Annotated in this window: 20 protein-coding genes; 18 read left to right on the forward strand and 2 right to left on the reverse strand. The window is 30.4% G+C overall.

Annotation, left to right across the window (positions count from 1 at the left end; translation table 11 throughout):
- Positions 1-14: 14 nt before the first annotated feature.
- From JYG23_RS11340 to JYG23_RS11350, 3 genes are read left to right on the forward strand one after another with little or no spacing between them, the layout of a single operon-like run.
- Complete coding sequence (locus JYG23_RS11340) at positions 15-758, forward strand: tyrosine-protein phosphatase (protein WP_207235781.1); 744 nt, start codon at positions 15-17, stop codon at positions 756-758.
- A gap of 30 nt (positions 759-788) precedes the next feature.
- Positions 789-2,168, forward strand: a complete 1,380-nt coding sequence (locus tag JYG23_RS11345; protein WP_207235782.1) for a polysaccharide biosynthesis tyrosine autokinase — start codon at positions 789-791, stop codon at positions 2,166-2,168.
- Positions 2,169-2,194: 26 nt separating this feature from the next.
- Positions 2,195-3,013: a hypothetical protein gene (locus tag JYG23_RS11350; RefSeq protein WP_207235783.1), complete on the forward strand. Its 819-nt coding sequence runs from the start codon at positions 2,195-2,197 to the stop codon at positions 3,011-3,013.
- A gap of 26 nt (positions 3,014-3,039) precedes the next feature.
- Here JYG23_RS11350 and JYG23_RS11355 read toward each other — a convergent pair whose 3' ends face one another.
- Positions 3,040-4,278 (reverse strand): competence/damage-inducible protein A, encoded by a 1,239-nt coding sequence (locus JYG23_RS11355; protein WP_207235784.1) that lies wholly within the window; start codon positions 4,276-4,278, stop codon positions 3,040-3,042.
- Positions 4,279-4,442: 164 nt separating this feature from the next.
- Between JYG23_RS11355 and JYG23_RS11360 the strand changes: the two genes are divergently transcribed.
- From JYG23_RS11360 to JYG23_RS11375, 4 genes are all read left to right on the forward strand, one after another.
- On the forward strand, positions 4,443-5,018 hold the full coding sequence (locus tag JYG23_RS11360) for a DUF308 domain-containing protein (protein WP_207235785.1): 576 nt from the start codon (positions 4,443-4,445) through the stop codon (positions 5,016-5,018).
- A 27-nt stretch (positions 5,019-5,045) separates the two neighbouring features.
- The gene (locus JYG23_RS11365) at positions 5,046-5,774 is read left to right on the forward strand and encodes a pseudouridine synthase (RefSeq protein ID WP_207235786.1); all 729 of its coding nucleotides are present in this window, start codon (positions 5,046-5,048) and stop codon (positions 5,772-5,774) included.
- 249 nt (positions 5,775-6,023) lie between these two features.
- The gene (locus JYG23_RS11370; RefSeq protein ID WP_207235787.1) at positions 6,024-8,402 is read left to right on the forward strand and encodes an S-layer homology domain-containing protein; all 2,379 of its coding nucleotides are present in this window, start codon (positions 6,024-6,026) and stop codon (positions 8,400-8,402) included.
- A 264-nt stretch (positions 8,403-8,666) separates the two neighbouring features.
- Positions 8,667-13,112 (forward strand): S8 family serine peptidase, encoded by a 4,446-nt coding sequence (locus JYG23_RS11375; RefSeq protein ID WP_207235788.1) that lies wholly within the window; start codon positions 8,667-8,669, stop codon positions 13,110-13,112.
- A 79-nt stretch (positions 13,113-13,191) separates the two neighbouring features.
- Here the strand turns inward: JYG23_RS11375 and JYG23_RS11380 are convergent, their stop codons facing one another.
- The gene (locus tag JYG23_RS11380) at positions 13,192-14,181 is read right to left on the reverse strand and encodes a Wzz/FepE/Etk N-terminal domain-containing protein (RefSeq protein ID WP_207235789.1); all 990 of its coding nucleotides are present in this window, start codon (positions 14,179-14,181) and stop codon (positions 13,192-13,194) included.
- A gap of 278 nt (positions 14,182-14,459) precedes the next feature.
- Here JYG23_RS11380 and JYG23_RS11385 point away from each other — a divergent pair, with 278 nt between their 5' ends.
- From JYG23_RS11385 to JYG23_RS11435, 11 genes are all read left to right on the forward strand, one after another.
- Entirely contained in the window at positions 14,460-15,038 is a 579-nt protein-coding gene (locus JYG23_RS11385) for a winged helix-turn-helix transcriptional regulator (protein ID WP_207235790.1), read from the forward strand.
- A 54-nt stretch (positions 15,039-15,092) separates the two neighbouring features.
- On the forward strand, positions 15,093-16,241 hold the full coding sequence (locus JYG23_RS11390; protein ID WP_207235791.1) for a DegT/DnrJ/EryC1/StrS aminotransferase family protein: 1,149 nt from the start codon (positions 15,093-15,095) through the stop codon (positions 16,239-16,241).
- Between the two features lie 13 nt (positions 16,242-16,254).
- Positions 16,255-16,887, forward strand: a complete 633-nt coding sequence (locus JYG23_RS11395; RefSeq protein WP_207235792.1) for a sugar transferase — start codon at positions 16,255-16,257, stop codon at positions 16,885-16,887.
- An 18-nt stretch (positions 16,888-16,905) separates the two neighbouring features.
- Positions 16,906-17,418 (forward strand): GNAT family N-acetyltransferase, encoded by a 513-nt coding sequence (locus JYG23_RS11400; RefSeq protein ID WP_207235793.1) that lies wholly within the window; start codon positions 16,906-16,908, stop codon positions 17,416-17,418.
- Positions 17,419-17,431: 13 nt separating this feature from the next.
- The gene (locus JYG23_RS11405; protein WP_207235794.1) at positions 17,432-18,376 is read left to right on the forward strand and encodes a 1-aminocyclopropane-1-carboxylate deaminase/D-cysteine desulfhydrase; all 945 of its coding nucleotides are present in this window, start codon (positions 17,432-17,434) and stop codon (positions 18,374-18,376) included.
- Positions 18,369-19,343, forward strand: a complete 975-nt coding sequence (locus JYG23_RS11410; protein WP_207235795.1) for an ATP-grasp domain-containing protein — start codon at positions 18,369-18,371, stop codon at positions 19,341-19,343. Before JYG23_RS11405 ends, JYG23_RS11410 begins: the two co-directional genes overlap by 8 nt.
- 13 nt (positions 19,344-19,356) lie before the next feature.
- Positions 19,357-20,601, forward strand: coding sequence for a glycosyltransferase family 4 protein (locus tag JYG23_RS11415; RefSeq protein WP_207235796.1), 1,245 nt, complete (start codon positions 19,357-19,359; stop codon positions 20,599-20,601).
- A 19-nt stretch (positions 20,602-20,620) separates the two neighbouring features.
- Complete coding sequence (locus tag JYG23_RS11420; protein WP_207235797.1) at positions 20,621-21,940, forward strand: nucleotide sugar dehydrogenase; 1,320 nt, start codon at positions 20,621-20,623, stop codon at positions 21,938-21,940.
- A gap of 22 nt (positions 21,941-21,962) precedes the next feature.
- Positions 21,963-23,063 (forward strand): glycosyltransferase family 4 protein, encoded by a 1,101-nt coding sequence (locus tag JYG23_RS11425; RefSeq protein ID WP_207235798.1) that lies wholly within the window; start codon positions 21,963-21,965, stop codon positions 23,061-23,063.
- Between the two features lie 98 nt (positions 23,064-23,161).
- A complete protein-coding gene (locus JYG23_RS11430; RefSeq protein ID WP_207235799.1) occupies positions 23,162-24,382 on the forward strand; it encodes an O-antigen ligase in 1,221 nt (406 codons plus the stop codon).
- Between the two features lie 112 nt (positions 24,383-24,494).
- Positions 24,495-25,688 (forward strand): glycosyltransferase family 4 protein, encoded by a 1,194-nt coding sequence (locus JYG23_RS11435; protein ID WP_207235800.1) that lies wholly within the window; start codon positions 24,495-24,497, stop codon positions 25,686-25,688.
- The last annotated feature ends 20 nt before the right edge of the window (positions 25,689-25,708 follow it).

The following is a 25,708-nucleotide window of genomic DNA, read 5'->3' on the forward strand; positions in this document are numbered from 1 at the left end:
GGGAGGAAAATAGCATGATAGACATACATACACATTTATTGCATGATATAGATGATGGAGCATCAACCTGTGAAATAGCATTACAAATGATTAAAATGGAAAGAAATCAGGGAGTTACTACGGTGATTTGCACACCACATTTAAATAAAGGTGAATTGTCAGCTTCTATATATGATATAAATAAATCATATAATGTGTTAATGCAGAAAATCGAAGAAAACGGAATAAATATAAAAGTTTTACTAGGACATGAGATAAACTGCCAAGATAATATTTTTGAAATATTGAAATCATCAAATTTTTTAACTATGGCAGGTTCAAAATATATAATGCTGGAATTAGATAATAATTTACTAAATGATATTGAGAATATGTTATATGAGATAAAATTGATGGGGTATATACCAATATTAGCTCATATAGAAAGATATACTAAATTGTTTGAAAGAAAAAAAATGTTAGGAATCATTGTAGATGAGGGTGCACACTTGCAAATTAATGCTGATTCAATTTTATCAAAACATAACAACACTGAAGTTAAATTTTGCAAGTATTTATTAAAAAATAGACTTGTATCTTTTGTTGCGTCAGATTGCCATAATTTAAATGATAGAAAGCCAAATTTGAAAGTGTGTTATAAATATTTAAGTTCTAAATATGGTGTGAAATATGCTTATGAATTGCTTTATGACAACCCAGACAAAGTTATAAATAATGTACCAATACCATATAAAAACCCAGTAAAAAAAATTATATAGATTTTTGAAAACTAGAACGGAGAAGTAAAGATGATTGCAACAAATGAGGAAATAGATTTAAGCGAAATATTACATATAATAAAAAAAAATATGTTAATTATAATTATAGTATCTTTAATATTTGGTTTGTTGGGATATTGTGCATCAAATTATGCAATAGAACCTAAGTATGAATCCAAGACAACACTACTTATCAATAGTAGTAAATTGTCACAAGAAACTATAACTCAAACTGACGTATCATTGAGCAAGAGTTTAATTTATACGTACGCGGAAATTGCAAAATCAGAAACAATAATAAACCAAACTATTGCAAAACTTGGTATAGAAAAAAAGGATATATGCGAGCTAAATGTTATACCTTTGAGAGACACACAAATAATTCAAATAAAAGTTCAGGCGAAATCATCAATTTTAGCCAGTGATATAGCCAATACTATAGCTAATTATTTTATCAAAGAAGTAATTAGAATAGCAAAAGTTGATAGCGTTGAAATAATAGATGAAGCTATACCTATCGAAGAAAGTGTATCTCCAAATATAAAGTTAAACACACTTGTTTCTGTTATAATGGGATTTATAATTATAATATTAATTGTGTTTTTTAGAAGTTATTTAGATAGAAAAATAAGAACAGAATCAGATTTAGAAAAATTAACTGATAGACCGCTTTTAGGAACTATAATAAAATACAATATTGATCAAAAAAAAGGTAATAAAATAATAATGCAAAGAGATACAAATTCTCCTGTATCAGAGTCTTATAGAAGTATAAGAAGTAGTATATTATTTTCAAATATAGACAATAATATAAAAAAGATAATTATAACTAGTTCTAATAAATCCGAAGGGAAGTCAACAACTATATGTAATCTAGCCTATTCATTGGCAGAGTTAGGTTTAAAAGTGTTGCTTATAGATTGTGACTTTAGAAGACCGTCTATTCATAGAAAATTTAGAATATCAAATTTATCTGGATTAACAAATATATTATTAAAAAAAGATAACTATAAAAATTATACACACCAAATTGTTGAAAACTTAGATGTATTAACAAGCGGTAAAAAACCTAATAATCCTGCACAAATAATAGGTTCTGAGGCTATGCAAAATTTTATAAAAGAAATAGAGGATGATTATGACTATATACTTTTAGATAGTGCACCATTAATAGTATCTGATCCAATAGTCTTAACAAGAATATGTGATGGATTAATATATATTGTTCAATCTGGAGCAGTAGAAAAAGATATTGTTTATAAAAATATAGAAAAACTAAAAACAACTGGTATTAATATTCTCGGATGTATATTAAACAATGTGAATATTAAAGAACAAAAATATGGATATTATTATTATAATTCATATTATTCAGACGAAGGAAAGAATAAGAAATACAAAAACAAGTAAATTTTTAATTGTTAAATGAGGATATAATGAAAAAATTTTTTAAATGGTATTATATAGTTGCTTTTATAATTTTAATATTTCTAACCTATGTTTTTTGTACTCAATTTAATAATATTAAAGCACTATTACTAACAACTAAGTTCTCAAAACATGGTATAGAAGAAAAAATCGTTGAGAATGATAAAGTATTAGAAGAATACTTAGAAAAATACTCTCAAGAAAATGCAGAAAAAAATATATTAGATAACCGTGGTACTTCAAATGAAATAGCTATTATTCCAAATAGTAGTAGTAAAAAAATTGTTGAAGAAAAACCAGGTGTACCCATAGATAGTTCATCTAATAAGACAAATAAGAATCAAAAATCAAATGCTAATAAAATAGAGCAAAATACTAATATAACTAGCGATGACAAAAATAGCAGTAATACTAATTTAACAAATAGCAAAGAAAGTGTAGAGTCAGAAGTAGCATTAGAAAATGATGATAACAATAAAGCAGATGAAATCATCAACAATTATGTTGTACAAATGTACTTAGTAAAAAAACAGTTTGTTAATTCTTTAAGTGAATTAGAAGAGAAAATATATAAGGAATACATTGAGTTGCCAAAAGAAGATAGAGACTTCGAACATAAAAAAAGTATTGTTTTAAAAAACTACAATTATGTTTCAAAATTAGAAAAACAATGTGATAAAACAGTAAATGAAATAGTTAACAATTTAGAAGAGGAATTAGAAGAAATAAAAGCAGACACAGAAATAGTAGATGCCATTAAAAAAGTATATGAAAATGAAAAAGCATTAAAAAAAGCATATTATATTAGTTTATTAAAAGGCGAATAAATAAATTCGCCTTTTAAAAATTATATTTATATTATCTTTCTGACCATTTCCAATGCATGTAAAGAAGCTTGCTCTCTTACAGTATCACGAGCGCCAAAATATACTTTCTTAGTAACAAAATATTGATTATTATAATAAACACAAAGATACACAAGACCAACAGGCTTATCATCAGTACCGCCAGTAGGACCAGCAATACCTGTTGTAGCAATACCTATATCAGCATTAGAAATCTTAGTTACATTGAACGCCATTTCCTTTGCTACCTCTTCACTAACCTCTGTATACTTATCAATAGTTGATTTATTTACACCTAAAATATTTATTTTAGCTTCCCTAGAGTAGGTAACAAATCCCTCTTTGAAGACTTTTGATATACCAGGGTAGCTTACAAGTTTAGAAGCAATCATTCCACCAGTACAAGACTCAGCAGTTGAAATAGTAACATTTCTATTAACAATTTTCTTGCAAATATCATGTTCAACAGAATCTGACGAAAGAACAAAAGCATTATCTCCAAATCTATGTAAAAGTTCATTAACAACAGGATTAATCAAGCCTAAAGCTTCATCTTCACTTTTAGCCTTTGCAGTAACTCTAAAAACTACTCTTCCACTGCCAGCATAAGGAGCAATAGTAGGATTAGTTTGAGAATCAATCAAATCCATAATCATAGTTTCAGCCTTAGATTCACCTACGTTTATAACTGCAACTTTTTTACCAACAACTATATTTTCTGAAAATCTTTTTAGGTAAGGTATAACCTCTGTGTCCATAAGAGGTATCATTTCCTTTGGAGGTCCAGGCAAAAGAATACATATGTTTTTTTTGCCATTTGATTGAGCATTTACAATACAAGCATTAGCAGTACCATTTTTATTATCTAATATGATACTTCCCTTTGGAAAATATGCTTGCCTAACATTATTTTCAGTCATTTCTCTATTGAATTTTTTAAAAATATTTTTAACATGTTCAAGACTATCGTTGTCAAATTCCATAGGCAAATTAAAAAATTCAGCAGTAATTTCCTTTGTTATATCATCCTTTGTTGGTCCTAACCCCCCAGTGCAAATAACTAAATCAGCTCTTGAAAAAGCAAGTAAAAAAGCTTCCTTCATACGAGTTGGGTTGTCACCTACTACAGATTGATAATGTACGTCAATACCAATATGTGCAAGACTTTTAGAAATATAAGCAGCATTGCTGTTAACAATGTCACCATGTAAAAGTTCTGTACCAATACATAAAACTTCACAATTCATTATAATTGTCCTCCAACTTAAAATTTCTATATTGAAATTATTTCACAAACTTGTGATAATATCAAGCTAATTATTAAAATTAAATAATTATTTATTGATTATTGTAATACCATACTTTTTTGGGTATAATATACTAATAAATAACAATTATCTGGAGGTGTAATATGTTTTTTAAAGAATTTGATAATAACTTTAAACCCCAAACTCTAAAAATGATAGCATTAATAACAAGTATAATTGGTGTATTTTTTGTACTGTTTGCTAAGTATGTTGGGAATATTGCTATAAGAATTTCAATGATCGTAATATTTGCCGTAATGTTTTTAAATATTAAAATGACATATAGTTACTCAGGAAAAATAAAAAAATCATCAGATGTATTAACTATGTTAGCAACAGTAATTGTATTCATATGGCCAAATCTTTTGGTTTTTATATTAGGGTTATGTTTATTGTATTTTAGCTCATTGTCATTAGCAAAAATGATAAAATTAAAATCTTATAATGATAAATTAAAATTAATTATCTCAATAGTAGGTATAATATTATCCATTGTATGTATATTCAACTCAAAAACTATTTTAGCAACAGTTATAAAGCTTCTAGGTGCAATTTTGATAGCAGTAGGTTGCTTTTGTTTTTATCAATATATGAAATCCACTAGGAATGAAGAAAATGAATTAAGTAATGTAGACCAGTATAAATTCGACAATGCAGAGGAAATAAAGGAAGATAAATAGAGTTTTTAAAACTTTATAGGAGGAAAAATGAAAATAAGGTTAGACAAAATGCTTAGCAACCTTGGATACGGGACAAGAAGTCAGTTGAAAAAGGAATTAAAATCAGGCTGTGTTACAGTTAATGGTACTGTTATGAAAAATAGTGCTTTAATTGTGGACACCGATAATGACACAATAACATTTCATGATGAAGAAGTAGAATATGTTCAGTACATATACCTAATGATGAATAAACCACAAGGTGTCATATCAGCAACAGAAGATTATTATAAATCAAAGACAGTAATAGATTTGATAGATGATTATTATAAGCATTTTGAACCATTTCCAGTAGGAAGATTAGACAAGGATACAGAAGGTTTGCTTATACTCACAAACAATGGGAAAATGGCGCACAACCTGTTATCTCCAAAGAAACATGTAAAAAAAACGTATTTTGTAAAAGTAGAAGGAAAAGTAACAGACAAGGATAAAAAAGCATTTGCACAAGGAGTAAGATTTTTAGATGATGACTACAAAACTATGCCAGCCAAACTTGAAATAATAGTATCAGATGATATATCTGAGTGCAATATAACTATAAAAGAAGGCAAATTTCACCAAGTGAAAAGAATGTTTGAAGCAGTAAACAAGCGCGTCATTTACTTAAAAAGGATGAGCATGGGACCTATACAATTAGATGAAAGTGTTGAATTAGGTGATTATAGAGAACTTACAGAAAAAGAATTAGAGCTTTTAGCACAATACATTGATTAACAATTTACCCCCCCCCCTACCCTAAAAGGAAAGGGGTTGTTTTTTCTCAACTGTAATATTACTGTAATAATAAAGCAATCTTAATATGATATCATAATAATGTAAATATGTGGTGCACTAAGTACAATATATTACAGCTTTGTTACAATGCTCATTAGAGTGTTGACTTAACAAATCTATATTGATATAATTTGTACGTTAGCGTGCTAACAAAAAATTAAATTTAATATTTCTTAGGAGGAAACAATAATGAAAAAAGTATTATCATTAGTAGTGATAATCGCTATGGTTCTTTCAAGCATGAGTTTTGCATTTGCTTCTACATTTGAAGACGTAGATGCTGAAAATGAAAAATTAGTAGAAGCTACTAATTTATTAAACTCATTAGGAATCATAAAAGGTTATGAAGATGGTTCATTCAAACCAGAAAAAACAGTTAAAAGAGCTGAAATGGCAAAAATGCTAATCGTAGCATTAGGTTATGGGGAGATAGCAAGTGATACACCTATTTTCACAGATTGCCAAACTCACTGGGCTAAAGGATACATAGCTTTAGCTAATGATTTAGGAATAATCGAAGGTAAAGGAAACGGAATCTTTGATCCAGAAGCTCCTGTAACTTACGAACAAGCTGCAACAATGTTATTAAGAGCATTAGGTTATACAAATGAGTCAGTTAATGGCGGAAAATCTGATGTATATAACGGAGCAGCATATAGAACAAGAGCTTTAAACTTAAATTTATTCAAAGATTTTAGTTTAACAGGAATGAAAGACGGAGCAAATAGAGGCGATATCGCTTTAATGCTTAACAGAAACCTTTCAAATTCAAAAGTATATACTGGAGATAACGGTAGATTCGTTATTGAAAAAGATGAAAATAACAATCCAGTTAAGTTATTATCTGCAATAGCAGAAAAAGTACCAATGACAGTTACTGCTAAAAATGTTGCTGATAACAAAATAGTTGATTTATCATCATACTTATATCAAACTATTGTAGCATATGTTAAGGATGGATCTGTAGTATTTGTTGAAGATGTTACTTCTGCAACTAAAAGCGGTTATTTAACAAATGCTAATGTAGCTGATGTTAAATTATATGGTATAGATGATGTATATGCTATAGAAAAAGCTGAAGCTCCAGTATTTTATAACAATGCAGAAGCTGAATACAAAGATGTAAAATCAGTTTTAGCTGGCTCTGTAGTTAAATTAGTATTAAATGATGACGAAAAAGTTATAGGAATTATAGCTGACGAAGAAACATCAGCTGATTTCATTACTTCTGAGTATAGAACTAACTCTACATTATTAGGAACTAAAATTTATTTACCAACAAAATCAAATAAAGTTGATTTATCAAAAGTTACTGTAACAGGTGCTGTAAATGATATCAATGATATTGAAGTTGGTGACGTTGTTAAAGCTTATGCTTCATTAAACAACACACAAGTTGAATTATTAGTAGTAAGAGATAGCATCGAAGGTAAAGTTATAAAAACTAATACTGCAAAAGATGAAGTATACGTAGATACAATTGGTGAATACAGAGATGTTGTTATTGGAACTATAGAAATAGGTTCTGAAGGTACATTCTATTTTGACGAAGATGGAAACATATTCCAATTCGTTGGAAAAAATATAGCTGTAGCTCAAGAATATCAAGTAGTAACTGTAGCTACAGATGCTACATTATTAAATGGTGCAGGTAGTACTTTGGTATTATTTGATAAAGCTACTATAAAAGTTATGAATGCTGCTGGAGAAGTTGAAAAATATAAATTAGCTAAAGATGCTACATTAAACTATGTTGATGCTGATCACGCAGGAACTGAAGCATATGACGTAGCTACAGGTGTTAACAACATAGCTGTTGGAACAATAGTTACTGGTTTAACATTAAATGATGATGAAGAAGTTACAAATGTAACTACTGAAGCATTAGTAGCTGGAAACAAAACTATCAATGCTACTAAATCTACTTTCGTTGCAGCTTCTGACTTAGTAATATTTAATGAAATAAATACAGCTGATGGTAATGTTTATGTTGCAAACACATTAGAACAATTACAAGCAAAAGGTGATATTGCTCAAACAAACTTTAAATATATAACTAATGAAATAGGCGAATATTCTGTAATCTTTGTTACAGGAACTACAGTTGTGGACGCTAAATCAACATTTGGTTTAATTGCTTCTCAACAAGTAGTTCTTAATGGTGATTTAAAACCAGTTCAAGAGTTAGTTGTTTATATTAACGGTGAGGCAGTTACTTATGTAACATCTACAGATGTAGCTACTCAAACTGTTGGAAAAGATATCAAATCATTATCTATTTCAGATGGTGTTATAGTAGGTGTTGCTGATTCTGGATTATTTGTAACTCCAGTTAGCAATACAACAACTTCAACTGCAATATCTTCTGTAGTTGGAACAAGATTCCAAACTGAAGCTAATTCAGAATGGTACTTCATGGATGAAAATGCACCAGTTTATATAGTAGATAAAGATGGTGAATTCGTACGTGTTGCTTCTTTACAAGATATTACTGCATTAGATGTAGATGTACAAATATATCATGATGCAAGCAATATTGTAAGTGCAATAGTTATTTCTTTAAAATAGTTTAAAAATAAACATTAAAAATAACCAGTATAATTCATACTGGTTATTTTTTTATGCTCTTTGTCAATAGTTGGGTTGAGAATGGAATAAATTCTTATTCTGACAGGGCAAAGAGCTATTTTAATGTTTAATAAAATTTTACTAGCATTGAAATGTACTTGTATTAAAAATTCTTTTTATTACTTTGGTACTAAATATTGACAAAATAAGTTATAACTAGTATGATTGGTATATAACGATAATTGAAATAAAGGAGTGGATTTAGTGAAAAAGTTTAAATTTATTTCTCTCGTACTTTCAATAGCTTTAATTTTCTCATCATTTAGCTTCGCATTTGCTGTCGAATTTCCAAGAGATGAAGTAGAAGAGGTATCTAATACTAGTTATATGAACGAAAGTATAACGGTAATAGTAGAATTAGAGGAAAATCCTCTTTTGATGTACAAAGATGCAGTTACAAATGGTGCGAAAGAATTTCTAGAAACACAAGATGCAAAAGGAGTAAGAGATGACATAATTAGTGCTCAAGGAGTAGTTAAAAATGAAATACTTGAAAATGTTAACTCTAATGCTACCTTTAAGTACTCATATACAAATACCTTGAATGGTTTTGTAGCTAATATTCAAAGAAAAGATATAGCTAAAATTAAAAGTATACAAGGTGTTAAAAACTTGTATATAGATGTTACATACGATGTTCCAGAACCTCAAATGTCAACAGCAGGTGGCATGGTTTCAGCTCCTAGTACTTGGAAATTAGGATTAAAAGGTGAAGGTACTGTTGTTGCTGTTATTGATACAGGTATAGATTATGACCATGAATATATGGTTTTATCAGATGATACATCAGTTAAAATAACTAATACTAGTTATGCTGATGTTATATCTGGATTGAATGCAAGCAAATTAGTAGAAAATTTACAAGTTAGTGATGTTTACTATAACAGAAAATTTCCTTACGCATTTGACTATGCAGATGCAGATATAGATGCAACTGCCGAAGGTAGTGAACATGGTGTGCATGTTGCTGGTATAGTTGCTGCAAACGGAACTGTTGCAAGTGAAACAAATGACAATTTACACACTGATATTATATTTGATGGAGTTGCTCCAGAGGCACAAATTGTAGTAATGAAAGTATTTCCTAGCAAGGATTCTGGCGCAAAGACAAGTGATACATTAGCAGCAATAGAAGATGCTATAACACTTGGTGTTGATGCAATGAATCTAAGCTTAGGTAGTACTGCAGGATTCACATTCCTTGAAGGAGAAGACCTTGTACCTTATGAATATGAATATACCTTTGAAAGAGCAAGAAATGCAGGAATTCTACTTTCAGTATCAGCAGGAAATGAAAACAGAATTGGTCAAGAAAGTTATCTTGACTATGTAGGAGGATTGCAATATCCAACACCATTAAATGTTGATTCCGGTTTAGTAGGTTCACCAGGACTTAAATACCATACAACTTGTATAGCAAGTGTTGAAAACGTTACTAATACTTTACCTTATATTTATCAGCCAAACATAGATTTAAGATTAAAATATGCTGATATATCAGAAGGTACAGGAAATGGAATTGAATTTTTAGAAAATTTTGATGGACAAACGTTAGAATACGTTAATTGTGGTATAGGTTTAAGTAGTGATTTTGCTGGAATAGAATTGGACGGAAAATTAGCACTTATTCAAAGAGGAGAAATAAGCTTTGCTGAAAAGGTTGCTAATGCAACAAGCTATGGTGCAATAGGTGCTATAGTTTATAATAATAAAGATGAAGATAAATTATTTAATATGTCTGGAACAGAATTATTATCAATACCATCATGCTTTATATTTATGCAAGATGGATTGTCAATGGCAGATGCTGAAGTTAAAACAATTTCAGTGAGTAAAAGTTATGTGGGTCAATTTATAAGCCCTATGGGTTATAAAATGAGCTCATTTACATCATGGGGATGTACACCTGATTTAAAATTAAAACCAGAGTTAACAACTCCAGGTGGACAGATATTTAGTACATTACCAGAAAATAAATATGGCTCAATGAGCGGTACATCAATGGCTGCACCAAATGCTGCTGGTGGTATGGCATTAATGCAACAATATGTAAAAGAAGATAAAGATGAAAAATTTGCAAAATTCAACTCAGAACAAAGAGCTGATATCATAGAAAATTTATTGATGAGTACAGCATGGACTCTTAGAGATGAATATGGTGAAGAATATTCTCCAAGAAGACAAGGCGCTGGATTAATGAATGTTGAGGCTGCAGTTAAAAGTGATGTATATGCAGTTAATGAAGATAGTGGAAAAGCAAAAGTTGAATTATTTGATAAAATAGGTGATAATTTTAACATTGAGTTTGATTTAGTCAATTTATCAGATAAACCTTATTCATATGAATTGGCAGGATCTATCTTTTCAGAATATGCAGCAAATGCAGGACCATGTTATCTAACACTTTCTTCAATAAGTTATTTGGAAAATAGTATAATGGCTGTTGATGGACACAGAATTAACGCAGTTGGTGCAACTACAGCTTCTGCTATAACAGGTAGTGCTATAGTTACAGCTACTCCAAATTCAACTACTCATGTTACTGTAAATGTAAATTTGAGTGATAGTGACACAGAATATTTATATAGTCAATTTGAAAACGGATTTTTTGTAGAAGGATTTATTGAACTATTATCATTAGAAACTGCGCCTGATTTAAGTATACCTTATATGGGATTCTACGGCGACTGGACAGATGCACCAGTTATAGATGGTTCATATTATTATGATTCATCTCTACTTGATTTCTATTATACAAACTCATATGCATATAATTATGGCTACGATGAGGAAACAGGTGTACCTGTTGGATATTATAGACTAGGAAGTAATGGTTATGCAAGTAATAATGAAAATTATTCATGTGATTACAGTTGGATAGGTTTTTCACCAAATGGCGATGGATACTTAGACGAAATGGGATGGAGATTGAACCTATTAAGAAATGCAAAAGAATTAGATGTAAAAATAGTAAATAGTAAAAATAAGGATGTAAGAACTTTATTAAGGGATACCTATTATAATAAAGCATACTTCTATGCAAATGGTGGTTTTCTAACAACAGAAGATTTACCTTTGTGGGATGGTAAAGATGACAGGGGTGAATTATTACCAGATGGTCAATATTATTATGTAATTAGTGCAAAAATAGATTATGAGGGCGCTGATTATGACGTGAAAAAAATACCTGTAAAATTAGATACACAAGGCCCTTCAGTGTCAAATGTACATTTTGACTTAGAAACAATGACTGTTGAATTTGATGCAATAGACGAGGGATATGTATCTTATGCAGACGCTTATGATTTAAATGGTAAAGATTGTGATGAACAGATTGTATCAGCACCTGATAAAACAGTACACTTTGAATTTGACATTACTGATTTTGATAAAAATAATACAGTATTAGTTATTGGAGATTGTGCTGGAAATGAATCTAGAATATTAGCTGAAGAAGTAGACATTATAGTTATTCCACCAACACCAACACCAACACCAACACCAAACCCAACACCAACACCGACACCAACAGAGCCTGAAGAACCTACACCTTCATTAGATGAAGAAGTAGTAGTTGAAGCTCCAAGTAGCTCAATTAAAACTGAAGTTGTAGAAGAAATAGCAAACATTGGTATTAGTGAAGATGTTGCTGACTTGATAAAAGATGGAAAATCAGATACATTAGATATAAAAATTGACGCAGTTGAAGGTACTAAAGGAATTAAAATAAATATTCCTGCAGGAGTTGTTGATGAATTATCTTCAAATGGTATGTTAGTAAGATTATCATATGGGGAATTAGCAAGTTTTGAACTAGATGATTTAGGTACTGGTGCATTAGATATTGTTATGAATAATGTTGAAGCTATACAATCTGATAGTATTTATACACCAACTGAATTTAATTACGATATAGAAGTACTACAAGATGGAATAGTTATAGATAGTGCTAACAATAATATAAAAATAGAATTATCAGTAAAAGGTTTAGAAGATGCAAGTAAAGCAGGAGTATATACAGTAGATGAAGCAGGTAACATAGAATATGTTATGACATACTTAAATGGTGATATAATATCATTCTATCCACCACACTTCAGTCAATACTCAGTTATGGTTTACAACAAAACATTTGATGATATAAAAGGACATTGGGCTCAAACTTATATTGAAGACATGGCTTCAAAACATATTGTAAATGGAAAAACTGAAACTACATTTGCTCCACAAGATACAATAACAAGAGCTGAATTCGTTACAATGGTAGTAAGAGCATTAGCATTAGAAGGCGAAGGACAAAGTGAATTTGCGAACATGACAGGAAATGAATGGTATGCAAATAATATGTCACTTGCAAAAGATGCTGGTTTAATAGACGGCGAAAACTACAATGCAACTGGTATAATTTCTCGAGTTGAAATGGCAGAAATTATATCAAAAGCTCATGCTATATTAAACGGTGTCGAAGTTAAATTCGATGGAAAACTTAAATTTACAGACGTAGAAAGTGATTCCGAATATGCCAAATTCATAGGTTATGCTGTTGAAAATGGATTAATCAATGGTTTCCCTGGAGATCTATATAGACCAGTAGAAAACACAACAAGAGCACAAGCTATGACTGTAATACACAAATTATTAAATAAATAGTTTAAAAACAAAATATGTAAACAAAAAAACTGATTTCTAATTTCTAGAAATCAGTTTTTTATTTCAAAAATTACTTTTATTAAAACCAATATTTCTTGATTAATACAACCATAACACCAATCATTCCACCTATAACACCACCAATTACAGTATTCAAACTTGTACTTGGGCTTGTCTTATGAGAAGGGGCAATAGGTTCAGAAGGTAAATAAATATTTGTTTCAGTCACTTGGCAAAACTCCATTGACAAATCCTTTTCAGATAATTTATCCTGTATACTATTTAATTCATTTAAATAATTGCAATATTTAGTTATGTTTAAATGCATAGAGTTTATAGTTTGTTGATTAGCTATTATGTTAGCTTCAACCTTTGTATAATTTTCGTTTATTGCGTTTTCCAAAACAACATAATCTAGTGTAGTTGTATCAATATCTTTTATAGCTTCTTTTGAATTAATTGTTTTAGGAATAGTATTTAAAAGTTCAATATTTTTTTCTAAAAGAGATTCAGTTCTCTCCAAGCTCTCAATACCTTTATTTTTTGCTGTAGTAAATATAATTGAAAAATGTTCTGCACATTTGTTTTTTATTGTTAAGTCCATAAATTCTATGTAGTTATTGTATAAACACTGTGCTAGTTTTAAACTTTCTTCTTTGTTGTTTGCTGCAACCTTAATGTAAAATTGATTAGGTTTCTTATCATCTTTGTTTACGCTTATCCTTGACACAAGATTGTCAACAGAGACCTTGCTATCATCGTAACCCATATCCTTAATTGTTTTTATCAAGACATCATTACTTTTTATGAGCTCTATATATTGCTCGTTTGTTGTCATGAGTAGTTTATAATCGCCGTATTTAGTGGCTATAGTATCAGGCATGTTTATTAAAATACTTAGTTTAGTCTCATATACAGGGTCAACTATAAACATTGTTATAAGGCAGGTTAATATTGCTATAATTAATGCAAAAGCAATAATCACCTTTTTCCCTTTCCAAATAGTAACAAATAAATCTTTTAAATCTATTTCATCACTATGCTTATCAACTTGTAAATTTTCATCCATTGGCAAAGTTCCTCCATTACTTTTATCTATATAATTATATCAATATAATGATGTAAAATCAAACATAAATTAAGAGAAATGTATAAATGTAACACATATTGATTTTATTAGTTGTATTAATAAATATTCAAGTAAAACATTATAAGTTGATTGTAATATTTCAATTTGTAATAACTGGATATATTTAGAAAAATAATATTGACAAATACTTAGTGGAAGTGTTAAACTAATAAAAGTTCAGTAAATGAACTGTTTTATATTTATTGAAAGGAGGGCTCGTGATAGTACAATATAAAAGTTTGAATTCAAATTATGAATATTTTATCATGAATGAAATACTAGATAATGAGAATATAAGTCAGCGAGAACTCTCAAGAAAATTAGGAGTGTCTTTAGGAACTGCTAATGTATTAATTAACAAAATGATCACAGAAGGCATAATTAAAATGGAACATGTATCTCAAAAACAGGTAGCTTACATGTTAACGCCTGTTGGAATGATGGAAAAAACAAAAAAAACAATTAGTTATTTAAAGGGGCACTATCGTGTTATTTATGAAACTAAAGAAAAAGTAAAAGTTGTTTTGGATGAGTTGACTCTAAAATATGAAAATGTATTAATATTAAAAGTTAAAGATGAAATGGGCGAGATAATAAAACTTGCTGTTACAGAATATAAATCAAAAGATAAATCTAAAAAAATAAAAATGATTAGTGAAAATTATAACTTTGAATCAATTGATGGGCAGAAGATTAAAGATACAGTTTTACTATATGCGATCGAAAATCAAGAATTGGTGGATAAAAAATTAAAAACAAATAATATTACAATTGTTAATTTGTTGGAAAGATTATAGATTTAGTAGAAAGTTGGATTAATTACCAACCAACTAAAAGGAGGCTTGACTTTTATGGCTGAAAAGATATGGCTTGCTTCACCTCATATGAGCGATGAAGGATATGAAATGGAATATGTTAAACAAGCTTTTGATACAAATTGGATTGCACCACTAGGTCCTAATGTTAATGAGTTTGAGAAAGAATTAGCGGCTAAAGTAGGTATTGGACATGCTGCCGCATTGGCTTCAGGAAGTGCAGCTATTCATTTAGCACTTAGGGCTGCTGGGGTTGGACAAGATGATATCGTGTTTTGTCAAGATCTTACATTTTCGGCTACAGCTAACCCTATTATATATCAAAATGCAAAACCGGTATTTATAGATAGCGATTATAAAACTTGGAATATGGATCCTGAAGCATTAGAGAAAGCTTTTGAGAAGTATCCACAAGTTAAAGCAGTGTTAGTTGTTCATTTATATGGATTATCTGCTGATATGGATAAGATAGTTGAGATATGTAAAAAGCATAATGTAGCATTAATTGAAGATGCTGCTGAGTCTTTAGGAACTTACTATAAAGGAAAACATACTGGTACTTTTGGTGACTATGGAATCTTTTCTTTTAATGGTAACAAGATCATCACTACTTCTGGTGGTGGAATGTTAGTCTCTAATAATGAAGATAAGATTAGTAAAGCTAGGTTTTGGGCTACACAGTCTAGAGACAAAGCAAGGCATTATCAGCATTCAGAGTTAGGATTCAATTATAGAATGAGTAATATAGTTGCTGGTATTGGTAGAGGACAGCTTAAAGTATTGGATCAAAGAGTTGAGAAGAAGAAATACATATATGAGTTTTATAAAAGAGAATTAGGTGGGCTTGATGGTATTACAATGATGCCTGTGAATGATTGGGATGATCCAAATTATTGGTTATCATGTATTACTTTAAATGGTAAGATTAGACCTATAGATGTTATGGAAGCATTAGAGAAAGATAATATAGAATCGAGACCTATCTGGAAGCCGATGCATATGCAGCCTTTCTTTGCCGAATATGATTACGTAGGTGGAGATGTAGGCGAGAAGTTGTTTAAAAATGGTGTTTGCTTGCCATCTGATACGAAGATGACGGATGAGGATCTTGAGAGAATATGTGGGATTATAAAGGGATTGTGGGTACAAAAAACCTATAAAGAGGAAGTTGCTAGTACAAAGTAGGTGGTGATTGTAGATGAGAACTATTAATTTATTTATAAAAAGGATAATTGATTTTTTGGGAAGTCTAATCGGCATGATTATTATCTCACCGGTACTAATAATTATTGCAATATCAATTAAACTGACTTCAAAAGGTTCAGTGTTTTTTAGACAGAAACGACTTGGTGAAAATGGGAAAGTGTTTAAAATTCTTAAGTTTAGGACAATGGTTGTGAATGCTGAAAAGATCGGTGATGGATTATTTGTTAAAACCGAGAAAGACAACAGAATCACTAAAATTGGGAAACTTTTACGAGCAACAAGCTTAGATGAACTTCCGCAACTTTGGAATGTATTAATAGGAGAAATGAGTTTAGTTGGGCCACGTCCACCGGTACCTCATCATCCATATAAATATGAAGAATACAGTGAATATCAAAGTAAAAGATTTAATATGAAACCAGGTATGACAGGTTTGACACAAGTTACTGTTAGAAATTCAGTTCCTTGGGATGAACGAATACCAGTAGATGTGAAATATGTAGAGACATTTAATGTATGGCTTGATATTAAAATTCTTTTTAAAACAATACAGAAGATCTTTGTTCGAGAGAGTATATATACTCACAGTGAAAAGAATGCATCAGAGAAATCAACAACAATCTAAATGAATTGAGGGTAATGCATGGAAATAGCAATCAGGAAATTTCAAGAAAAAGATATTCCCTATAAAGTTAAGTGGATTAATGATGATGAGAATAATAAATATCTACATTATGATTTACCTCTAAGAGAAGATAAAACTTTGTTATGGTTTAAAGCCCTTCAAGGAAGGAAAGACAGAGTTGATTACACTATCACTTATGAGGGAGAATCTGCTGGATTAATTGGATTGCTAAATATTGATGATAAGAATAGAAAAGCAGAGTATTACATTTGTCTTGGAATAAATCAGTTTAGAGGAAAAGGAATTGCAAGAGTTGCTTCGGATTTACTTATTAAAGAAAGCTATGAAATATTTAATTTAAATAAGATTTATCTTTATACCGAGGTGGAAAATGTGCGAGCACAGCATCTGTTTGAGAAAATAGGCTTTATAAAAGAAGGATTACTGAAAAATGATTTGATTCATAATGGACGAAAAATTGATAGATATGTTTATGGATTATTTGTAGAAGAATACATTAACAAGGCATAAAGGGGAACAAACAATGAAACTAGGGAGATTACAGAAAACGCCAGTGCAGAAACTTAATGAAAAATTGAATAACAATACTTTCTATATTAAACGAGACGATCTTCTCCCAATTTCATTTGGAGGAAATAAAGCTAGAAAAGCAGTTCTGTTTTTTGAAGAACTAGACAAACTAGGTTGTAATTGTGTAGTTACATATGGAAGTAGTAGTTCTAATCACTGTAGAATTGTAGCAAATATTGCAGCATCAATGGGTTTGCCATGCTTCATTATTTCACCTAATGAAACAAGTAAAAAGACTTTCAACAGTCAAATGATGAGAATATTCAGGGCAGAGATAATTAACTGTTCTGTATCTGAAGTTAAGTATACTATTAAAAATAAACTGAAAGAATTAAAGGATACAGGCTATAAACCTTACTTCATTCAAGGTGGTGGCCACGGTGATATTGGAACGAAAGCTTATGTACAGGCTTACGAAGAAATCAAAGATTATGAGAATAAAACAAAAATTCATTTCGATTATATATTTCATACATCTGGAACAGGAACTACTCAAGCTGGGCTTATTTGTGGTCAGTTGATTCATAGAGATAATAGGAAAATAATTGGAATAAGTAATGCAAGGAAAAATCCAAATGGTGGTCAGGTTGTTTTCGATAGTGTTAATAGTTATTTGACAAGTATAGATAAAGAACATGTAACCGCCGATGTTATCAACTTCATAGATACCTATGTACTTGATGGGTACGGTGCTTACAATGATAAGATACTGCAGACGATTAAAGAAATGTTGATAAATGAAGGAATCCCAATGGACACCACATATACAGGTAAAGGATTCTGGGGGATGAAGGAATATATTAGAGAAAATCAAATTATAGGGTGCAACATTTTGTTTATTCATACTGGGGGAACGCCACTGTTCTTTGATGATTTGGAGGTATTAGTGAATGACTGATCCATTGAATATTTTGATATTAAGCTGTGGAACTAGAAATAAAATAGTTCAATACTTCAAAAAAAAATTAGGAGATAGAGGGCAGGTTATGGCAACTGATTGCAGTGAGCTAGCTCCTGCACTTTATGATGCGGACAAGCATTTCATCGTTCCTAGAATGAATGATGAGGGCTATCTGGATGTAATATTGAATATTTGTAAAGAGAATAACATCAAGGGGTTAATATCACTCATTGATCCTGAACTGACTTTATTAGCAGAAAATAGGGAGGCGTTTCTTGAGATAGGAACAACTCCGATTATTTCTGATTATGATTTGGTTGAGATGTGCTTTGACAAGTATCAATTCTATGAATTTCTAATTAAAAATGGATTTAAAACTATACGAAGCTATGTAGATAAAGAGCTGTTCTATAAAGATATTGAGGTCGGACTTATTGAATATCCGGTGTTTGTGAAGCCTGTAAGAGGCAGCGCAAGTATTAATATCAGTAAGGTGACTACTAAAGAAGAAATTGAACTTCTATTTAATAGACATGACAATTTGATGATCCAAGAGTTTATGGATGGTGTTGAGTATGGTTCTGATACTTTCATCGATATGATATCAGGTGAGCCGGTTGCAATATTTACAAAAGAGAAGATCAAGATGAGAGCTGGAGAGACTGACAAGTCAGTTTCTGTAAAGGACGAAAAGCTATTTAATTTGATAAAGAGATTCGTTAAGGTAGCAGGATTTAAAGGTATCGTTGATATAGACATCTTCAAAGTGGATGGTGAGTATTACATCTCTGAAGTGAATCCTCGTTTTGGTGGAGGTTACCCTCATGCTTATGAGTGTGGAGTTAATGTGCCTGAGATGATTATTAATAACCTTGATGGCGAAGAAAATCAGGATGAGAATGGGCAGTATGATGAAGGTGTTTATATGATGAAGTTTAATGAAGTTAAAATAATAAAACAGTAGCGGAGGATTATACATGAAGGAGAAAATATGGATAATGAATCATTACGCTACAAATATGTATTTCAATGAAGGTGGAAGACATTATTGGTTTGCCGAGAACTTAATCAAACAGGGATATGAACCAACGATATTTTGTGCGAATACGAGACATAATTCAAACGATGTTATTGAGCTAAATGGTGAATTATATTCAATTGATAATAAAGACAGTATTCCTTTTGTGTTTGTTAAAACCCCGGAATACAAAGGCAACGGTAGATCACGTATTCTCAACATGGTCTCATTTTACAAAAATCTCTTCCCTGTGGCTAAGAGATATGCAGAAGAATATGGGAAACCAGATGTAATATTAGCTTCGAGTGTTCATCCGCTTACTTTAGTAGCTGGAATTAAGATTGCAAAGATATTCGGAGTACCATGTATTTGCGAAGTTAGAGACTTGTGGCCAGAAAGTATTGTTGCCTATGGTTCATTGAGGAGAGAAAGTTTAATTGCAAAAATATTGTATCAAGGTGAGAAATGGATTTACAAGAAAGCAAATTCAGTTATCATGACTTGGGAAGGTGGAAGTCAATATATTGCAGACCAAGGATGGGATAAACAAATAGACTCGAATAAAGTAGAACACATAAGTAATGGAGTAATAATAGATTCCTTTGATAAACATTCCAAAGAAAATCAGATTGTCGATTTAGATTTGGATGATAAAAGTTATAAGAACTTGGTTTATGCTGGCTCTATTAGAAAAGTAAATAATTTAGGACTTTTATTAGATGCAGCAAAACTAATTCAACAGACTGATCAACAAATTAGGTTTCTTATCTACGGTTCGGGTGATGAAAAAGAAATGCTTGAGAATAGATGTGAAGAAGAGGGAATCAACAATGTAATTTTCAAAAGTAGAGTCGATAAGAAGATAGTTCCTTCAATTCTAAAAAGATCTTATGCAAATATCTTACATAACTCAAGTACTTCTCTTGATAAATACGGACAAAGCCAGAATAAGTTTTTTGAGTATTTAGCTGCTGGTAGATGTGTAATACAAACTTATACAACAGGATATAGCGTTTTAGAAAAATATAATTGTGGCGTTAGTGCTGTTAAGCAGAATCCTGAAGAAGTAGCAAAAACAATACTGAAAGCATGTAGAGATGATAAAGAAGTTGAGCTAATGGGAGAAAACGCAAGAATAGCGGCACAAGATTTTGACTTTGAAAATTTAACTAATAAACTCATCAGAATTATAGAAAATGTATAAATAAGGAGCGTATATTATCATGAAATTATATGATAAGATTGTAAACAAAGAAGAAAAAATTGCTGTAGTGGGACTTGGATATGTAGGAATGCCAATAGCAGTTGCTTTTGCTAAAAAAGTTGATGTTATTGGTTTTGATCTAAATGAAAAGAAGATTGACTTATATAAAGCTGGAATTGATCCAACGAAGGAAGTTGGGGATGAAGAAATTAAGAAGACAAATGTAGAATTCACTTCAGATGAAAACAGATTGAGAGAAGCTAAATTTCATATTGTAGCTGTTCCAACACCTATTAATTCAGATAAAACACCGGACCTATCGCCAGTAGAAGGTGCCAGTAGAATTGTGGGGCGAAATATAACCAAAGGTTCTATTGTAGTCTATGAGTCAACTGTTTACCCAGGTGTAACAGAGGACATTTGTATCCCAATATTGGAAAAAGAATCCGGATTAAAATGTGGTAAGGATTTTAAAATTGGTTATTCACCAGAAAGAATAAACCCAGGAGATAAGATCCATAGACTTGAGAATATCATTAAGATTGTTTCAGGGATGGACGAAGAAAGTCTTGATGAAATTGCAAAAATTTATGAATTAGTTATTGAAGTCGGTGTACATAGAGCAGGATCTATTAAAGTTGCTGAAGCAGCAAAAGTAGTTGAGAATAGTCAGCGTGACATTAATATTGCCTTCATGAACGAACTTGCTATGGTATTTGATCGAATGGAAATTGATACAAGTGAAGTTGTAGAAGCGATGAATACAAAATGGAATGCGCTGAGATTTTATCCTGGACTTGTTGGTGGTCACTGTATAGGAATAGATCCTTATTATTTTGTTTATGAAGCAGAAAAACTTGGTTATCATAGTCAAATTATTTTATCAGGTAGGAAGATTAATGACGGCATGGGGAAGTTTGTAGCGGATGCGATAATTAAAAAACTTATCTTAGCCAATAAAGTAGTTAGACAAGCCAAAGTTGTGATATTAGGAGTAACCTTTAAAGAAAATACGCCAGACACAAGAAATTCCAAAGTAGTAGATATTATCGAAAGTCTTAGGGAATATGGAATTAAACCAATTGTGGTCGATCCAGAGGCTGATGCTGACGAAGCTAAACATGAATATGGTATTGATTTAGTAGATATAAAAGAAGTCAAAGATGGTGACTGTTTGGTATTAGCAGTAGCACATGATACATTTAAACAAATGAGCTGGAATGAAGTGGATTCTTTATTTGGTGATTTTGATAATAAAAACAAAGTACTTATTGATGTAAAGAACATATTAGATAGAAGAGAAATCGAAGAAAAAGGTTACAGTTATTGGAGATTATAATATATAGAATGAGGTGTAAGGCATGAAGATTCTTCATATTAACTCATATTATAGTGGGAGTAAGTTCTATAAAAACTTATACGACCAACAAGAAAAAAATGGATTTGATATAAGTGTTTTCTTGCCAGCAGCATCTCCACAAGAAAATATTGAAGATTTCGGGGAATATACAACAATAAGTGTAAATCATTCAAAATACGACAGGTTCATTTTTCACTTAAAACATACTAAAATCTTAAAGGATATTATTAAAAAATATGACATTAAAAAATACTCTTTAATTCACGCGCACTCTTTGTTTTCTAATGGATATGTTGCCATGAAACTAAAAAAAAAGTATGGGATTCCATATATTGTGGCAGTACGGAATACTGATGTTAATACCTTCTTCAAGAGAATGATACACCTTAGAAGAATGGGAATTGAGATCTTAAAAAATGCAAATAGTATTATTTTTTTATCGAAATCTTATAGAGATGAGGTAATAGAAAAATATGTTCCGAATAATATTAAGGAATTAATAATTAATAAGACATCAATTATACCGAACGGTATAGATGATTTTTGGATAGACAACAGAATAAATAAAAGAATTAACCCAGATAAAAATGATTTAAAACTGCTGTATGTTGGTGTTGTAAATAAAAATAAAAATATAATTACAACTGTTAAGGCAATTGAGCATTTGAGAAAAAAAGATATTAAAGCGAGACTGACTGTTGTTGGACGAATTGAAGACCATTCAATATATGATCAGATTAAAAAATTAGACTATGTTGACTATGTAGAACCAAAACCAAGAAATGAGCTTTTAAAAATATATCGTCAAAATGATATTTTTGTAATGCCTTCAATCCATGAAAGCTTTGGCTTAGTTTATGCTGAAGCTATGAGTCAAGGTTTGCCTGTAGTTTATACAAAGGGGCAGGGTTTTGACGGTCAATTTGACGATGGTGATATTGGATATCGTGTAGACTGCTTTAATGTTGATGAGATTTCAAAGAAAATACTACAGATTATTAATAATTATAATGAGATTTCCAATAATTGTGGCAAAGGTACGGATAAGTTTAATTGGAAGAAAATAGTTTATGAATATTCTGATAAATATTCAAGTCTATAAATGTTTTGCGAATAAGAATGATGACATAAACTAGTAGTTGGTATTTATGAGATTAGTGTGAAAACAACTTAAATTAGCGATATGAGGAAGTAATTAGAATGGTAAAAAATTATAAAACAAATTTAACTCAACTTAAAAATTCAATATTCTTATACTTTTTAATTGGTATAATTCTGCTATTTCCTGAGTCAGCTAAAGGAATTATGATATATGTACCACAGCTAATTGTTGCAGGAATTGCTGCTTACTTAATGCTTAAAATATCAATTAATAAAATCACCAAGTTATTTCTGATGTTTGCTTTGTTTATGACAGTGATGAATGTATTTTTGTCAACTATAAATAGCGGAGAAAATATTAGTAATATTATAGTTTCATCATTAAGGCTTTATTATCCTTTTGTTGGTCTTATTATAGGCTCTTGGATCAAAAAAAATGTGAAGCAAGAGTCCTTACTAAAAGCATTAACTTTTTTTCTGATTCTACAGTTTATAGTTAGTTATTTGCAAATTAAGAACGAAGGGTTTAGAGTATGGTCATTTACATTATACAGAGCTTCAAATCTTGAAAATTATTTAATCGCGTTCTCTTGGGAAACCGGGAAAAGAGCTATAGGGACTATTGGAAATCCAAATATTTTAGGCTTGTTAGTAGTACTTTTTAATAGCACAATATTAGTACTATCTGAGTGTATCAAAAATCGATTCATTAAGAGAATAATTGTTGTTTTAAGTATTATTACATCTTTATATGTATCAATTTACACGCAGTCGCGAACCACAATATTATTGTGGGTATTAACAACAGTTCTAATTGCCTATATGAAGTATTCAAAGACAGCATTAACTAGCATTATCTATTCTTTTGCTTCGATAGTAGTGATAGTTTCACTGTTAATTGTAATTCAAGATGATATTAGTAGAGATATTAGTTTAGTAGCCTTGGATTCAAGATTTGATATTTGGCTTTTACGTATACGGCAAATGTTTGAAAAAACCAAATATATGAATGTTTTCGCAAGTATATTAGGAATCGGTTATACAACTGCTAGAGAACTTGGAACATTTGATAATATTTATGTGAAATATTTTGTGTCAGGAGGAATCATTGGCTTCACTATATTCTTAAAAACAATAATCGATACAGCTATGATTATCTTTCGGAAGTTGTCGAATAATGTATCGAGACGATTAGGAAAAGTAGTATTATTTTTATGGGTTCTAGGTAGTTTTGTAGCAGAATATCAAGAAATGTTCAAATTATCTATTATTACGTTTATGGTACTCGGATATGCATTATATTCAAACTCAAAAAAATAGACATTCAATATATGAGTATTCCGACCCTTTTGAGCCACTGCATGGCTCTCTAAAACAAGAATATTCAATATAATAAAATCGTTAAAGAATAAATAACTTATGGAGGAGATTCATGAATATATTACTAATTACTAATATGTATCCAGCATTTTCAAATCAGTCTAAAATTAAGGCGACATATGCGGTCCATTATTTTGCAAAAGAGTGGGCAAAAAATCATAATGTGAAGGTAATACGCTTATGGTCTACATACCCAAAGATATTCACAGTATTAAAAAGATGCAGAACTGTTAACAAATATGGTTTTCAAGATAACTATATTCTAGATGGTGTAGATATTACTAGAATGCCTATATTGAAAATTCCAAAAATTAATTATAGAGATAAAGATATTCGTACTGTTGCAAATAAAATTATCAAAATGATAGTTAATGAAACTAAGGATAATAATTTCCCAGACGTTGTAATATGCGATATATTAAACCCTTTCATATACATTGGTGCAATTGTTGCTGAGAAATTTAATAGCAAATTGGTAGCTAGCTTACATAATTCAGATATATCTTATTTATACAGGCCAAAGAATTATAAGCAGTTTATGACTACTGATTCAAACATAGATAAGATTGTATTTAGATCTGATAAAGTCGAAAAAATTTTTTTACAACTTTATAATGGAAATGAAAAAAAGAATAGATATTCAAAAATCTTATTTGGTATTCAAAAAACAGACATTATAGCTCAAAAGGTATTAAACGAAAAATTATCAAAACCAAATAAGGTAATCCTTATTGCCGCTAGCCTTAAGAAATTAAAAAAAGTAGATGTGTTAATTAAAGCTTTTTCAAAAATTAAGAATAATAATGGCTATATCCTTAAGATTGTAGGAGATGGGCCAGAACGAAAAACTCTTGAAGAGCTAGTTGTAAGTTTAGATTGCGGTAAGGATGTAATTTTTGAGGGGGAAAAGAACAGAGAAGAAGTGTTGAGTTTTATGGAAAAATCAGAAATTTTTGCTATGGTAAGTTCTCCCGAAACATTTGGTTTAGTATATATTGAAGCAATGGCTAAAGCATGTATTACTATTGGATCTAAGGGAGAAGGTATAGATGGTGTGATAATAAATGAAGAAAATGGGTTTCTTTGTATACCAAATTCTGTTGAAGATCTAAGAGTGAATTTAGAAAAAACTATGAATTTAAATAAAGAAGAGAAATCTGGAATTATCAATAATGCTTTAAATACAGTAGAAGATTTAACATACGAAAGGCTTGCATCTAAATTTTTAATTGAAATAGAAAAATAAATATATTTTGGGAGTGGACT

The sequence above is a fragment of the Sedimentibacter sp. zth1 genome (assembly GCF_017352195.1).
In the GTDB taxonomy this organism is placed as follows: Bacteria; Bacillota; Clostridia; order Tissierellales; family Sedimentibacteraceae; genus UBA1535.

Bases quoted from the DNA above. Each gene is read 5' to 3' on its own strand.
- JYG23_RS11380 (WP_207235789.1), bottom strand. From the start codon at position 14,181: ATGGATGAAAATTTACAAGTTGATAAGCATAGTGATGAAATAGATTTA.
- JYG23_RS11360 (WP_207235785.1), top strand. From the start codon at position 4,443: ATGTTTTTTAAAGAATTTGATAATAACTTTAAACCCCAAACTCTAAAA.
- JYG23_RS11430 (WP_207235799.1), top strand. From the start codon at position 23,162: ATGGTAAAAAATTATAAAACAAATTTAACTCAACTTAAAAATTCAATA.
- JYG23_RS11370 (WP_207235787.1), top strand. From the start codon at position 6,024: ATGAAAAAAGTATTATCATTAGTAGTGATAATCGCTATGGTTCTTTCA.
- JYG23_RS11405 (WP_207235794.1), top strand. From the start codon at position 17,432: ATGAAACTAGGGAGATTACAGAAAACGCCAGTGCAGAAACTTAATGAA.
- JYG23_RS11340 (WP_207235781.1), top strand. From the start codon at position 15: ATGATAGACATACATACACATTTATTGCATGATATAGATGATGGAGCA.
- JYG23_RS11390 (WP_207235791.1), top strand. From the start codon at position 15,093: ATGGCTGAAAAGATATGGCTTGCTTCACCTCATATGAGCGATGAAGGA.
- JYG23_RS11420 (WP_207235797.1), top strand. From the start codon at position 20,621: ATGAAATTATATGATAAGATTGTAAACAAAGAAGAAAAAATTGCTGTA.
- JYG23_RS11350 (WP_207235783.1), top strand. From the start codon at position 2,195: ATGAAAAAATTTTTTAAATGGTATTATATAGTTGCTTTTATAATTTTA.
- JYG23_RS11415 (WP_207235796.1), top strand. From the start codon at position 19,357: ATGAAGGAGAAAATATGGATAATGAATCATTACGCTACAAATATGTAT.
- JYG23_RS11355 (WP_207235784.1), bottom strand. From the start codon at position 4,278: ATGAATTGTGAAGTTTTATGTATTGGTACAGAACTTTTACATGGTGAC.
- JYG23_RS11425 (WP_207235798.1), top strand. From the start codon at position 21,963: ATGAAGATTCTTCATATTAACTCATATTATAGTGGGAGTAAGTTCTAT.
- JYG23_RS11410 (WP_207235795.1), top strand. From the start codon at position 18,369: ATGACTGATCCATTGAATATTTTGATATTAAGCTGTGGAACTAGAAAT.
- JYG23_RS11365 (WP_207235786.1), top strand. From the start codon at position 5,046: ATGAAAATAAGGTTAGACAAAATGCTTAGCAACCTTGGATACGGGACA.
- JYG23_RS11435 (WP_207235800.1), top strand. From the start codon at position 24,495: ATGAATATATTACTAATTACTAATATGTATCCAGCATTTTCAAATCAG.
- JYG23_RS11345 (WP_207235782.1), top strand. From the start codon at position 789: ATGATTGCAACAAATGAGGAAATAGATTTAAGCGAAATATTACATATA.
- JYG23_RS11400 (WP_207235793.1), top strand. From the start codon at position 16,906: ATGGAAATAGCAATCAGGAAATTTCAAGAAAAAGATATTCCCTATAAA.
- JYG23_RS11395 (WP_207235792.1), top strand. From the start codon at position 16,255: ATGAGAACTATTAATTTATTTATAAAAAGGATAATTGATTTTTTGGGA.